Here is a 14,574-nt window from a genome sequence, read left to right on the forward strand (position 1 = left end):
GTCATGCCTTGCAGAGAAGGGAAAAGGGCACTCTGTATCTGAGTGCCCTTGCCTTTGTAGCACTGAAAGACATTGTAGTGAATCACCCTTATTCCAGCTCATAATGGTGAAGTTTATAACGCCAATAAGGTGTCCCACATCTTTTTACCGTAGAGCTCCGCCCGCATTATCGCTGATCTCGCAAAGAGTGCCACCATTCAGAAAAACCACATCGCCGAAAACCGTTCTTCAGGTCTTGGGTTTCATGTTTTGAGTTTTGATGGTACGACAGGGGAGCTGGTCAGGCAGCAAACACCGGGTGAGGGGTCTGTGGGTGATGTTATTGTCGCGGCACAATACTTACTTCATACCGGGACGATTATGGGTTTTGTTGGCCGGGTTCTGGTGTCTGTCACCGGGCTTGTTCTCAGCGCTATTTCTGTCACGGGTTTATATCTCTGGTGGAAAAAGCGATCTCAACGAACCATTATTAAAAAACGCAGGCGGGTAGTTTAAAAGGAATACAACGATGGTTATCATTATACGGGCAGTATTTGTAGCCTGCCTTGCTTTATTGTGGGGTGCAGGTGGTGCTGTTTTTGCGGATTCTAAAGGGTACCGCATATATATTTCGGCTGATATGGAAGGCTTGTCTGGCGCGGTCACGGATGTTCAGCTTATGCCCGGTGGCTCTGAGTATCAGCAGTTTCGCAAAATCATGACCAATGAAGTGCTTGCGGCCATTGAAGGTGCGCGCGCGGCGGGTGCTACCAGTTTTGTACTGTCAGATTCGCACGGTATTGAGCAAAATATCATTCTGGAAGATTTGCCGGAAGATGTAACCGTGGTGAGAGGATTAGGCCGCCCCCTTGGCATGATGGAAGGTATTCAGAACGGTCATTTTGATGGGGTTATCATGCTTGGCTACCATGCTGGTGCTGCCGACACGATGGGCGTGCGGGCTCACACAATGTCAAGCAGCCTGCTCTCTGACATATCCCTGAATGGCACAAGTGCCACAGAGGGGTATTTTAATGCCGCGATCGCAGGCGATTATAAAGTGCCGGTGCTGATGATCACTGGTGACGATGTTATTGTCGGTAATATGAGCAAGCTGATCAGAGGCATTGAAGGTGTGACTGTGAAAAAAGCGATTAGTTTTCATGCCGCTGAAACGGTAACACCTGCGAAGGCTTACGCTATGATCAGGGCTGGTGCTGAACGTGCGGTGAAACAGATAGGCAAGGTGAAACCTTTTGTGCTGCAAGCACCAATAAAAATGGATATTACATTCCATTTTTACCAGCCAGCAGAGATGCTTTCGTGGCTCCCAATTGTTGACAGGCTTGGGTCACGCACGGTGCGAGTAACATCAAAAGATATGTCAGAGGCATCTAAGATGATGGGCTTTATCCTTGGCTATTCAAGCAGTGCAAAACCTTGAGCTGAGAAACACACCACACAAGTCATTCTTGGTTAAGAGTGGCTTGTGCCTATGGCCAACTTCAAAGGCAATTTCTATCATCTATCCGCTGGATATTTATATCAGCTTCAACTGCTGTTTACTTGCCGGGCCACACAGATCGCTGGATCTAGTGCTGGGCAAGGATACATAGTTATAGCCTGTAGCGATCTTTCAGATAAATGCGTTTTGGGTCATTTTTTTCAGGGAGAGACTGTGTAAACGCATCTCTTTTGCTGAGCCGGTTATAATAGTCGGCTATATGCTGAAATTCGCTTATGTCGGTGAAAAGCCGGCCAACATGAAGGGCATAACCAATGTTGATGTCAGCCGCTGAAAACCCGCTTTTGAGTATGTAGGGGTGATCGTTTAGTTTTTGATCGATAACCTCAATTGCTTTTTCAAGGCGTCGTTTTTCCAGTTTTACAACGGTGGCTGATTGCAGGGAAGCGTCGTTGAGTGCAATGAATTGCTGGGTAAGGTTTGCGCAGTGCACAGCTATTGTTTCTGAATAATGTATCCATTGCAGCCATTCGAACCGTTCATCACTGTCTGGCTTTCGCCAAAACTCATGGGTTGAATCGTACTTTTGGCATAGCCATTCAGTGATCGCACCGCTTTCAAACAATGTTGTTTTGCCGTCGATAAGGCAAGGAACCCTGCCAAGAGGATGTACGGCAAGATAGTCCGGTGCGCGGAGGTCGCGGCCAAAGCTGTGTGTTACAACGTCAAAATCCAGCTTTAGTTCATAAAGCAGCCACAGAGATTTCATGGACCGTGATTCAGGGCAGTGGTGCAGGGTAATCATGGGGCTGTCTCTTGTGTGAAGTGTTCTTGGGCGTGATACCTAAAGTGGATTATCTGTAAAGTTATTGATGCTGCGGGGCAGTATATTTCGGTCGCATATTATGATCTTTCGTACAAGAAAATATTAAAATGCCGCCTTGTTACTGCCTTTAAAACTGGCATAGAATTTCCGGCTAATTGTGCGGAAACAAGGGGGGATAGTATATGCCCGTCACGCCTGAAGGTTGTTTTGATTAAATAATCAATAAGGGGTGGTAATTCTTTTTTAAGCTATGTAATCTAAACGTAATTGGGGGCTTAAATTGCCTGAAAATATAAACTATTTTCTAGTGTGTTATAAAAGCAGCGCACAACCTATGGTTTTTTAATAAAAATAGATAGTGAAAAGTGCCGATTACATAGTGAACCCACCATCTCGGAAAATGCAAAGCCTTCTAACGGCGATACCCGAATAAATAGCAACAACCCCTATAGTGACCCAAGGCTTTTGTCAGTCTTGTCAGTACAGTGAAGAGACATTTTATGCATTATGAACGGAACGATCAGGACAGTCAAAATTGTTCAATACTTTCTTTAGATAAAGATGCCTTTTCTGTAGGTGGTGGGCGACAGGCACTGATTGTTGATTCGTCGGTGCAGGACGCTGCCATTCTATGTGGCAGCCTTCCTGATCACATGGATGTATATATCGCCCAGCCGGGTGGGCTTAACGCCCTGATCAGCGAACTGGAAGCAAGCGGGCATATTGGCAACCTGCATATTCTAACCCACGGTGAACCGGGCGCGATCACGCTTGCGGGCGAACGGCTGGATGCTGGTGCACTCAAGGCTTCTCACCCTTTCTCTGCTGTCATCAAACACTTGACGCATGCAGGTTCGAAAATCGCACTTTGGGCTTGCTCAGTTGCTGATGGGGCGAAAGGAGAACATTTTGTAAAGGCACTTGAGGCGCTGACGGGCGCGCCGGTTTTTGCCGCTGATAAACTGGTTGGTTCATTGGTATCTGGCGGTACATGGGATATAGGCACCACCCCGCCCTTTAGCCAAAAATCGTTGGCGAGCTACCCACACACGCTGCCAACATTTGACATGACTGGCGGCACGCTCGGTACCGCCAGCGGTGCCGACAGCATCGCCGACAACCAGTTTCAGGAAACGGAAAGCGGTGTGACGATGACCGTTTCCTTTGATCTGGGTGGCGCAACGTTAGAAGATGATGTGTTTCTCGATAATATTACAGCACAGGATATTGTTGGGGACTACCTTTATGCTGATAATGGTAATACAGTCACAACTGTAACTGTCAGTTTTGATACCGCAGTGAGCATAGATTCTTTTGTCTTCGGCATCATTGATGGTGACGTTGACGGCACCTATACGGTTACACCGAATTCCGGCTCTACCCTTACAATAACAGCACCAGGTGATTTCACTAACAGTGCAACACATATGGAAAGCCCAAGCGATTGGACAAATGTTACCAGCTTTACTATCACAAGCTCAAACGGTCAGTGGGCCCCACTGATGGACAGCGTTGTCTTTTCTGTTGCCAACAACGCCCCCGCGCTTGGTGGTACGCCGGCTGATGATACGGCGGTTGAGGATGTTGCAACAGCGATCGATCTTTCCGCCTATAATGTATCAGACGCCGATGGTGACACAATCACCCTGACGCTGGGGGTGGACCGGGGCACGATTGCATCTGTGGACGGTAACGGCACAACAGACGGCGTGACCATTGCCACCTCTGGCACTACGTCTATGACCCTGCAGGGCACGGCTGCCAACCTGAATACCTATCTGAACGATACATCGCACATTGAGTATACAACAGACAGCAACGACACCACATCAGCAACGCTGACCGTTACACCAAACGACGGTACGGAGGACGGCACCGCCGACACTGTTACCATCAATATTACCTCTGTGAATGATGCACCAACCCTGACAGCCACAGGCAATGATCCTGCCTTCACTGAGGGTGGTTCAGCCGTTGACCTGTTCAGCAGTGTGGCACTCTCCACCGTAGACGGTGGCGGTGTTGCCGGATACACGATAACGGTTACCAATGTAACAGATGGTGCAGATGAAATTATTAATGCAGACGGCGTTGATATTCTACTAACAAACGGTGATACAGGCACCCTGAACGGCGGCACCATTACCTATACCGTTTCCGTGTCTGGCACGACAGCCACTATCGACTTTGTGGATTCAAGCGGTTCCCCTGGAGCAAACCAGATAATTTTGGAAGGCCTGAAATACGAAAACACAAGCGAGGACCCCACAGCGGGTGCGCGTGTTATCACAATTACCAGCCTCAGTGATGACGGCGGCACCGCAAACGGCGGGGTTGATACAACAGTGCTCTCGCTGGCGTCAACGGTGACGGTGGCAGCTGTTAATAATGACCCAAGCGCCAGCGGTGTTCCAACTGATGTGACGGTGGTTGAGGATACTGCGAGTGACCTTGATCTGTCAGCGGTTAGCTTTGCTGATGTGGACAGCGCAGGCAGCGTGACAGTTACCTTGACAGTAGGCACCGGCACGATGGCTGCGAGCAGTGGTGGCAGTGTGACAGTTGGTGGCTCTGGCACGGGCACAATGACCCTGACAGGCACGATTGCGAATATCAACACCTATCTGGATACCGCTTCGAACATCCAGTATACGGGGGCATCCAATGCTAGCGGCGATGATGCGACCACGCTCGGTATCACCGTCAACGACGGTGATGGTTCCGGCGATGTGAGTGTTGGTACGGTTAACATTGATATTACCGCTGTTGCGGACACCTTCACTGTGACCACGATACTTGATAATGGGGATGATACAACTCTGGGTGCTGATTTGGCCGCTGATATTGCTGATGGTGGCGGCCTGTCGCTTCGGGAAGCTATTGGTTACGCAGGGGCTGGTGATACGATCACTTTCGATGCCGGCCTTTCTGGTGGCACCATTCTCCTGAATGGTGAACTTTCTATCACCACCGACATCACCATTGATGGTGATGTGGATGCAGACGACAAGGCCGATATCACGATTAATGGCAATGATATTAGCCGGGTGTTCAATATCTCGGGTGGCACCAGCACGCTGCAATCCCTGACCATTTCACATGGTGCTGTCACCGGTAACGGCGGTGCGATCCTGATCTCGGGGGCCTCCACGGATGTGACCATCGATAGCTCCACGATTTCGGACAGCGAGGCCTCCAGTCGGGGAGGCGGCATTTATGTCGATGATTTGGCTAATATGTCGCTAACCAACAGCCTTGTCACCGGCAACGAGGCCGAATATGGCTCGGTGGTTGTTGTCGGTACCGCGACCATCGACAATACGACAATTGCCTACAACACAGCCGATGGCATTGCTGGCCTGCATGTCCTTGGTACCGGGACAGCCGGGGCTGTTGCAGATGTTACTAATGTCACCCTGACCGGTAACCGGGAAACCGGGTTCAACGGCTTTGAAGAAATTTTAGCGGAAGGCAACATCCGGACCGCCACCATTAATGTGACGGACAGTATCATCGCCAACACAGGCGGCGGCACCAACATCCTGAATGCTGGTACGATCAACTTCTCCGGCACCGTCATTGTCAGCGAGGCATTTACCCCCAGTAGTGGCTCTGCAACTGTTATATCTTCTCTGACAGACATTTTCGCTAGCACTGCCAGCAATGGTAGCGTGACCGGAGGCACCTTGGCGGATAACGGCCAAGTGGTACAATCTGTTCTGGTTACTGGAGATGCTGTAGGCTTCGGTGCCTATCCGAACGCTTTACCAACTGCGAGCGGTGTGCCGTCTGATGTAACGGTAACAGAAGATACCGCGAGTGACCTTGACCTGTCGGCTGTAACGTTTGCTGATGTTGATAGCGCGGGCAGCGTGACAGTTACCTTGACAGTAGGCACCGGTACGATGGCGGCAAGTAGCGGCGGCAGTGTTACGGTTGGTGGTTCTGGCACGGGCACAATGACCCTGACGGGCACGATTGCGAACATCAACACCTACCTCGATACCGCTTCGAACATCCAGTATACAGGTGCCGCGAACGTGAGCGGCGATGATGCGACCACAATCGACATTACCATTAATGATGGTGATGGTTCAGGCGATGTGAGTGTTGGTACGGTTAACATCGATATTACAGCAGTGAATGATGCCCCGACGATTACGGGGCTTGTCTCTGACCTGACGGTAACAGAGGATGTTGCCAGCGACCTTGACCTGTCGGCTGTAACGGTTGCTGATATTGACGGTGATGAACTCACTGTCACACTGGATATCAGTGGGGGTACGTTCAGTGCGCCGATTAACGGCGTTTCTATTGAAGAGACCCTTGTGGACAGCGACACCATCACACTGGTGGGAACTGCGGCAGATATTAATACATATCTGGATACCGCGTCGAACATTCAGTACACGGGGGCGTCTAACGTAAACGGCGATGATGCTGCCACCCTTACTGTTACCGTCAGTGACGGTACGCTCAGTGATAATGATACCGCAAACATCGACATCACTGTGGTGAATGACGACCCGACTGCGACTGGGCTACCAAGTGATATTACCGTTACGGAAGACACGGCATCAGACGTGGACCTGTCTGCCACCAACTTCAGCGATATAGACAGTGCCAGCCTTACGGTAACGCTGACCCTTGATGACGGTACCTTTGGTACTCCGGCGGACGGCGCCGGTGTGGGCGGCGGTGTCACTGAAACGCTGGTAAACAGCACAACAATCACCCTTGTCGGTGCTGCGGATGATATCGATACCTACCTCGATACCGCATCGAACATTCAGTATACCGGGGCTGCGGATGTGAGCGGCGATGACGTGGCCACCATCACGGTCACTGCCAACGACGGAGACGGCTCTGGCGACGTGGCAATCGGCACTGTCAACATTGACATCACCAATGTCAATGATGCACCAACAGCAACTGGGTTGCCAGCAACGGTCACTTTCACTGAAGATGCTTCATATCCTACCCTAGACCTATCATCCCTAAGCCTGACGGATGTTGATACGACAGGCGATGTAACAATAACACTCACGGCAGTAAACGGTACTTTGGGTGCTAGTATAGTGGGCGGCGTTACGTCTATATATGTATCCGCTGGAGTGCGACAGCTTGTAGGTACTATTGACGAGCTTAACACGTACCTGGATGGTGGCAATGTTGCGTATAACCCTGTTGCAAATGCCAGTGGCGATAATGCTGATACGATCACCGTTACCATCAATGACGGAAATGGTTCTGGTGATGTCACGATTGGTACGATCAGTGTTAATCTTACGGCAGTGAATGACGACCCGACTGCGACTGGGCTACCAAGTGATATTACCGTTACGGAAGATACGGCATCAGACGTGGACCTGTCTGCCATCAACTTCAGCGATATAGACAGTGCCAGCCTTACGGTAACGCTGACCCTTGATGACGGTACCTTTGGCACGCCTGCGGACGGCGCCGGTGTGGGCGGCGGTGTCACTGAAACGCTGGTAAACAGCACAACAATCACCCTTGTCGGTGCTGCGGATGATATCGATACCTACCTCGATACCGCATCGAACATTCAGTATACCGGGGCTGCGGATGTGAGCGGCGATGACGTGGCCACCATCACGGTCACTGCCAACGACGGCGACGGCTCTGGCGACGTGGCAATCGGCACTGTCAACATTGACATCACCAATGTCAATGATGCTGCCACCTTTGGCGGCGCACTTTCAGTCAGCGTCGATGAAGACGCCACCTATTCGATCGGCGACACAGCCACAGTCTCTGATGTGGACCCTGGTGAGGGTACGTTCACGGCAGAGACTGTCAACGGCACGTACGGAGACCTTACAATCGCCTCCAACGGTGACTGGTCATATGACCTTGATGAGACTTTGGATGCTGTACAGAGCCTGGCAGATCCGGGGGATACCCTTACAGACACTCTGACCGTCACCAGCGACGATGGTACGGAACAAGATATCGCCATCACCATCACTGGGGTGAATGATGCCCCGACTTCTACGGGGGCTACGGTTACCCTGCTTGAAGATACAGTGCATGCCTTCACTGTTGCCAACTTTGCCTTTAGCGATGTTGATACCGGTGATACGCTTACCAGTGTACGGATTGATAGCCTGACACTGGCCTCTGGGGATACATTGCAGCTATCTGGCGTGAATGTGACAGCCGGTCAGGTTATTGCAGTTGCGGATATTACCGGCGGTAACCTTGTTTACACCCCTGCGCCAGACGCAAATGGCCTGGCACTCTCGAGCTTCACTTACAGTGTGAACGACGGTACAGCCTTTGCGGCAGCACCGTCTAGCTTCACCCTGAATGTGACGGATGTGGCAGATAATGCGGCCCCTACCAACCTGAACCTGAGCAATGCTTCGATTAACGAGAATGTTGTGGGCGGTGTTATTGGTACACTTTCTGCGATTGAGCCGGACGGCGAAAGCATCACATTCGGCACATCAGACAGCCGGTTTGAAGTTGTGGGTACAACGCTGAAGCTGAAAGCTGGTGTTAGCCTTGACTATGAAGAAACCAGCAGCATACAGATCGGCGTAACCGCGTCTGACCCGGCTGGGGCAACCCATACCCGCTTCTTTACCATCACGGTTAATGACGTCGGCGAACACACCACAACTGAGGGCGCTGATACCATTACCGGCGGCAGTGAAAATGACTTTGTATCCTCTGGTGGCGGCGATGACCGTATCATCACAAATGACGGTAGAGATACGATTGACGGCGGTGCCGGTAATGATGATATCTCTGGCGGCAATGATGATGATTGGGCGACCGGTGGCACCGGCGACGATACTGTGTCTGGCGGGTCGGGCGAAGACACCCTGTTTGGCGGTGAAGGCAACGATCTTGTTATGGCAGGCGACGATGATGACCTTGTCTATGCTGGTGCAGGTGATGATGGTGACGACCTTGTTGAAGGCAGCGACGGTAACGACAGCCTTGGCGGCGGTGCAGGCAATGATAACCTGCAAGGCGGCGACGGTAATGATGTGCTGTGGGGCCGTGCTGGCAGCGACACGCTCGAAGGCGGCGCAGGCGATGACGTGCTCTATAACGGCGCTGGAAGCGACACTGTCCTTGGGGGCAGTGGTAACGATACCATATGGGCCAGTGCGGGCGATGATGTCCTCACTGGTGGTAGCGGGGCAGACGTCTTTATCTTTGGCAGCAATTCCGGCAATGACACCGTTACCGACTTCGATACTTCTGAGGATATCCTCAACCTGTCGTTTACGGGCTTTAGCACCCTTGATGAGGTAACGGCTGCTACCACAGCAACCGAGGTTGACGGTGCAAACGGCATCCTAATTACGATTGACGCCAATGAAAGCATCTTCCTGATCGGGCTTTCTGTCGATGATCTGAATAGCGCTACTATGATTTTATAGGATCAAATAAGGGCTTCAATAATAATCCTGAGGGGTAAGAACCCCTCAGGATGTATAGTTAAGTATAGAGAAAATGGTTTTAACCAGCGATTGAAATGGTTAGCTACCTTTGCCCCATTCGCGGTTTCTAAGGTCAATTCGTCTTATTTTACCAGAAACTGTTTTGGGGAGTTCGCTGACAAATTCAATTTTACGGGGGTATTTATAAGGGGCAGTTACATGCTTTACATGGTCTTTTAATGTTTGTTTTAGATCATCTGATGCTGTGTAACCGGGCGCCAGCACCACAAAAGCAGCCACGATTTCCCCGCGTGTTGCATCAGGGCTTGAGACAACCGCGCTTTCTGCAACCGCCGGGTGCTCAATAAGGGCACTTTCCACCTCAAAAGGCCCAATTCGGTAACCGGCTGACAGAATTACATCATCTGCCCGGCTGACAAACCAAAAATAGCCATCTTCGTCGCGGTAAGCCCGATCTCCTGTTAAATACCAGCTACCCCTGAAACAGGCTTCTGTGCGATCAGTGTCGCCTTTATAGCCTTTAAACAACCAAGGCGGCCTGACCGGACTGATAGAAAGGGCAATGTCACCTTCAACACCTGCTGCCACTTCGGTGCCGGTTTCATCTATGATCGCAAGGTTAACCCCCGGTGATGGTTTGCCCATTGAACCGGGGCGTACGTCAAGCGCGGGGAATGACCCGCATAGAATAACGGTTTCTGTCTGGCCGTAGCCATCCCGTATCTTGAGGCCAGTCGCCTTTTGCCATGCGCTGATAATTTCAGGATTCAGCGGCTCGCCTGCGCCGACACAGTGCCGAAGGTGGGGGAATGTATAAGCCGCAAGGGTTTCCTGTACCAGCATCCGGTATATGGTGGGGGCACCACACATGGTGGTAATAGGGTAGCGCGCAAACATACCAAGACATGTTTTTGGGTCAAAACCTGCAGTATGGTGCGTGAAAAGCGCAGCTCCTTGTATCCAGGGTGCAAAATAGCTGGACCATGCAGCTTTGGCCCAACCAGTATCTGAAATATTCCAGTGCAAATCGTCTTTTGTCAGGTCGAGCCAGAATTTGCCGGTTGTGACATGCCCTTGACCGTAGCCGTGTGTGTGCATAGTCATTTTAGGGTACCCGGTAGTGCCAGAGGTAAAATAACAGAGGGCGTCTTCTTCTGCGGCTGTGTCTGCTGTGGTAAAGTTGGTGGAAGCAGCAGCGTTTGCAGCAGTATAGTCAACCCAACCATCTCGTGCACCGTCTATCAATATACGCGATTTAAGGGTTGGACATGCTGTGAATATTTCATCAACCTTGGCGGCGTTCAAACTGTCTGTAACAACAGCGGTGGCGCCCGATGCATCTACTCGGTAGGCAATGTCTTTGGGTGAAAGCTGTGTGGTGCCGGGTGAAGCGATAAACCCGGCCCTGATGCAGGCAGTTAGGGTTTCCCACCAGGCAAGCTGGCGCGACAGGATAATAATAACGGTATCACCGCGCCGCACGCCAGCACCGGATAGCATGTTTGCTACCCGGCATGATCGCTGCGCAATATCCGCAAAGCTGATATCCAGTTCTGTGCCGGTATCGTCAATCCACAGCATTGCCCGCTTGTTGTTTTCAGGCTGGGCCCAAACATCAATTACGTCGCGGGCAAAATTGTACCGCTTGGCATTGCTGGGCGTAAACGAAGCGTACGCCGCAGCATAGTCTGTCATATTTGCCATAGTGGCAGGCCCCCTTATTTGGCGATATTCAGCACTTTCATCTGTGTGAATTCGTCCAGTCCTTCCTGAGACTGCTCAACACCAATGCCAGATTTTTTATAGCCGGCCATGGGTACATTTGGTGCAATGGTAACATGCTGGTTAATCCAGACGGTGCCGCTTTCAATGCGGTTTGCTATCTCGCAGGCTTTGGTAATATCAGGTGACCAAACCGAACCACCAAGGCCGTAGTCAGAGGCGTTCGCACGGCTGATGACATCGTCAATGTCTGAGAAGCTGATAACAGGCAGAACGGGGCCAAACTGCTCTTCATCAACAATCTGGTGGCCGTCTTTTACATCACGCACAATTGTTGGCCTGATAAAATAGCCCTTCATATCCGGGATAGTGCCGCCCGCAATAATGGTACCGTCCTGACCAGCCTGTTTGATCATGGCCGATACCTTATCATATTGCATTCTGTTCTGGATTGGCCCTTGCGTGGTACCTTGCTTAAAGCCATCATCAACAACAGCACTATCTGCAATGGCGGCAAGCTCGTTGCACATGTCATCGTAGATTGTTTCGTGTACATAGGCGCGTTTGATGGCCATGCATACCTGCCCGCCGTTCATGAAGGCGCCGCCGTAAATTTTCTGGGCAGTTTCCTTCACGTTTACATCATCAAGTACGATTGCAGCATCATTGCCGCCAAGCTCCAGCGTAAGCCTTTTCAGGGTATCAGCGCTGCTTGAAGCAATTTTTTTGCCTGTCGCTGTTGAGCCAGTGAAGGTTACTTTGGCAATGTCTGGGTGGCTTGTTAGAAGCGGCCCTAAATCATTATTGTCAGCAATAATATTGATAACCCCGGCCGGGAATATTTTCTGACACAGTTCACCAAACTTGAGCGTAGCGACAGGCGTAGTGGGAGCCGGTTTTATAATGATGGTGTTCCCGGTGATAACGGCAGGCCCCAGTTTCCAGCAGGCAACCAGCAGTGGGAAATTCCAAGGCACAATACCTGCAACAACCCCAAGCGGTTCGCGGCGCGCTTCAATTCGGCAGGTTTCATCGTCCTGAATAACCCGGCTTGAGGGTGTGAGTGTTGCATAGTGGCGCAAATATCCTTCTGTCCATGCGACCTCGCCTTGTGCTTCCGGCAGAGGTTTACCTTGTTCGCTGGTTAGCAGGCGTGCCAATACGTCCGCATTTGCGGCCAGTGCATCGGCAAGCTCAAGCAATTTTGCGCGCCGGTGCTCTATGGGTGTTTTTGCCCACGCAGGGAACGCCTTTTTTGCAGCAGCGACAGCCTGATTTGCCTGAGCTTCAGACGCCCAGGAAACCTGTGCAAACACGTCTTCAGTTGCTGGATTGATGACATCCAGTGTTTTATCTCCGTCGATCAGCTCCCCACCGATCAATAGTTTATAGTCAGTCATAATACTTCCCTTCCCCTAGGGTTTTAGGCAGACTTCTGCTCTTTCACACCCAGTTCTTCCTTCATTGTTTCACGCATAACAAATTTTTGAATTTTTCCGGTCACTGTCATGGGGAATGCTTCCACAATCCGTATATGACGCGGCACTTTATAGTGAGCGATTTGGTCCTTGCAGTAAGCAATAACCGCTTCTGGTTGCAGGGCTGCGCCCGGTTTTGGAATAATCCAGCAGCTTACTTCTTCGCCGTATTTTTCATCGGGTACACCAAAAACCTGCACATCCTGCACAGCGGGATGGCTGTATAAAAATTCTTCTATCTCACGCGGGTATATGTTTTCTCCGCCCCGAATGATCATGTCTTTCACGCGGCCTGTGATATTCACATAGCCTTCTGTATCCATTACTGCCAAGTCGCCGGTGTGCATCCACCCTGCGGTGTCGATCGCCTCGCGGGTGCGGCTATCGTCGCCCCAGTAGCCTAACATTACGCTGTAGCCACGGGTGCACAGCTCGCCTTGTTCGCCGCGTTTTACAGTGTGGCCATCTGCATCAATAATTTTTACTTCAACATAGGGGTGAACCTGCCCCACCGTACTAACCCGTTTTTCGATTGAATCTGTCGTGGTGCTTTGCAGGCTAACGGGGCTGGTTTCTGTCATACCATAACAGATGGTAACCTCTGCCATGTGCATATCGCCGATTACCCGCTTCATAATTTCAACCGGGCACGGCGACCCTGCCATCACGCCAGTTCTAAGGCTTGAAAGGTCGTAATTTTTAAAATCAGGGTGGTCTAGTTCGGCAATAAACATGGTTGGCACACCGTATAGCCCAGTGCAGTGCTCAGTGTGCACTGCCTCTAGCACACTTTCCGGTGTAAAAGCCTCCCCGGGGAAAACCATGCATGCCCCATGGGTAATGCAGCCCATAACCCCCATAACCATGCCAAAACAGTGGTATAGCGGTACCGGTATGCAGAGAATATCTTCCTGTGTCAGGCGCTGCCGCTCGGCAACAAAAAAGCCATTATTCACAATATTATGGTGGGTTAGTGTTGCGCCTTTTGGGAAACCGGTTGTGCCACTGGTAAACTGAATGTTGACCGCATCATCGGGTTGCAGCATTGCAGCCCTTTCATGGAGCAGGGCATCTGACTGTACGGTTGCTTTTTCGGCGATTTGGTCAAAGCTCATAAAACCCGGTTTTGGATTACTGGAGATGGAAATGGCAAATTCAAGCTGTGGCAATTTTTGTGCTTTTAAAGCACCGGGTTTTGCATCAGATATTTCCGGCGCGATTTTTAGCAGCATGCTGGTGTAGTCAGAACTTTTAAACCTTTCTGCAAGTACAAGGGCCCGGCAGCCTGATTTATTGAGTGCATATTCAAGTTCGCTAGCCCTGTAGGCAGGGTTAAGGGTCACCAGAATAAGGCCAGCTTTGGCGCTGGCTAGCTGAATAATAACCCATTCAACACAGTTTGGGGCCCAAATGCCCACCCGGTCACCGGCATTAAGCCCAAGCGCTATAAGACCTGAGGCAGTTTTCTCTACGACAGACGCTAGTTCTGCGTAAGTCCAGCGAATATTTTGGTGTTTAACAATAAGGCCCAGTCTTTGGCCGTGGTGTGCAACAGTTTCATCCAGCATTGCACCAATGGTTTGATACTTTAGCGGCACACTGCTGGTTCCGCACACATAACTATGCTGCTGTATCTGCATTTTACGCCTCATGACAACTAAA

7 protein-coding genes are annotated in these 14,574 nt (G+C 50.9%); 3 read left to right on the forward strand and 4 right to left on the reverse strand.

The annotated features are described in order from the left end of the window. The first annotated feature begins 210 nt into the window (after positions 1-210). Entirely contained in the window at positions 211-495 is a 285-nt protein-coding gene (locus ICL80_RS02780) for a PepSY-associated TM helix domain-containing protein (RefSeq protein ID WP_228073895.1), read from the forward strand. 13 nt (positions 496-508) lie between these two features. Beyond that, on the forward strand, positions 509-1,423 hold the full coding sequence (locus ICL80_RS02785) for a M55 family metallopeptidase (protein ID WP_194214609.1): 915 nt from the start codon (positions 509-511) through the stop codon (positions 1,421-1,423). Between the two features lie 172 nt (positions 1,424-1,595). On the opposite strand, the gene ICL80_RS02790 is transcribed toward ICL80_RS02785, so the two are convergent. Further along, entirely contained in the window at positions 1,596-2,249 is a 654-nt protein-coding gene (locus ICL80_RS02790; RefSeq protein WP_194214610.1) for a glutathione S-transferase family protein, read from the reverse strand. Positions 2,250-2,770: 521 nt separating this feature from the next. Between ICL80_RS02790 and ICL80_RS02795 the strand changes: the two genes are divergently transcribed. After that, positions 2,771-9,691 carry a DUF4347 domain-containing protein gene (locus tag ICL80_RS02795; protein ID WP_194214611.1) on the forward strand — a complete coding sequence of 2,307 codons (6,921 nt, stop codon included), beginning with the start codon at positions 2,771-2,773 and terminating at the stop codon, positions 9,689-9,691. A 99-nt stretch (positions 9,692-9,790) separates the two neighbouring features. On the opposite strand, the gene ICL80_RS02800 is transcribed toward ICL80_RS02795, so the two are convergent. Genes ICL80_RS02800 through ICL80_RS02810 form a run of 3 tightly spaced genes read right to left on the reverse strand, consistent with a single transcriptional unit; the run spans position 9,791 to position 14,552 of the window. Beyond that, the gene (locus ICL80_RS02800; RefSeq protein ID WP_194214612.1) at positions 9,791-11,416 is read right to left on the reverse strand and encodes an AMP-binding protein; all 1,626 of its coding nucleotides are present in this window, start codon (positions 11,414-11,416) and stop codon (positions 9,791-9,793) included. A 14-nt stretch (positions 11,417-11,430) separates the two neighbouring features. After that, entirely contained in the window at positions 11,431-12,834 is a 1,404-nt protein-coding gene (locus ICL80_RS02805) for an aldehyde dehydrogenase family protein (protein WP_194214613.1), read from the reverse strand. Between the two features lie 23 nt (positions 12,835-12,857). Beyond that, positions 12,858-14,552: an AMP-binding protein gene (locus ICL80_RS02810; protein ID WP_194214614.1), complete on the reverse strand. Its 1,695-nt coding sequence runs from the start codon at positions 14,550-14,552 to the stop codon at positions 12,858-12,860. Positions 14,553-14,574: the final 22 nt, after the last annotated feature.

The sequence above is a fragment of the Kordiimonas pumila genome, assembly GCF_015240255.1.
GTDB classification, from domain to species: domain Bacteria; phylum Pseudomonadota; class Alphaproteobacteria; order Sphingomonadales; family Kordiimonadaceae; genus Kordiimonas; species Kordiimonas pumila.

What these genes read in the sequence shown, in the direction of transcription:
- ICL80_RS02785 (WP_194214609.1), top strand. Translation starts at nt 509, where the DNA reads ATGGTTATCATTATACGGGCAGTATTTGTAGCCTGCCTTGCTTTATTG.
- ICL80_RS02790 (WP_194214610.1), bottom strand. Translation starts at nt 2,249, where the DNA reads ATGATTACCCTGCACCACTGCCCTGAATCACGGTCCATGAAATCTCTG.
- ICL80_RS02795 (WP_194214611.1), top strand. Translation starts at nt 2,771, where the DNA reads ATGCATTATGAACGGAACGATCAGGACAGTCAAAATTGTTCAATACTT.
- ICL80_RS02800 (WP_194214612.1), bottom strand. Translation starts at nt 11,416, where the DNA reads ATGGCAAATATGACAGACTATGCTGCGGCGTACGCTTCGTTTACGCCC.
- ICL80_RS02805 (WP_194214613.1), bottom strand. Translation starts at nt 12,834, where the DNA reads ATGACTGACTATAAACTATTGATCGGTGGGGAGCTGATCGACGGAGAT.
- ICL80_RS02810 (WP_194214614.1), bottom strand. Translation starts at nt 14,552, where the DNA reads ATGCAGATACAGCAGCATAGTTATGTGTGCGGAACCAGCAGTGTGCCG.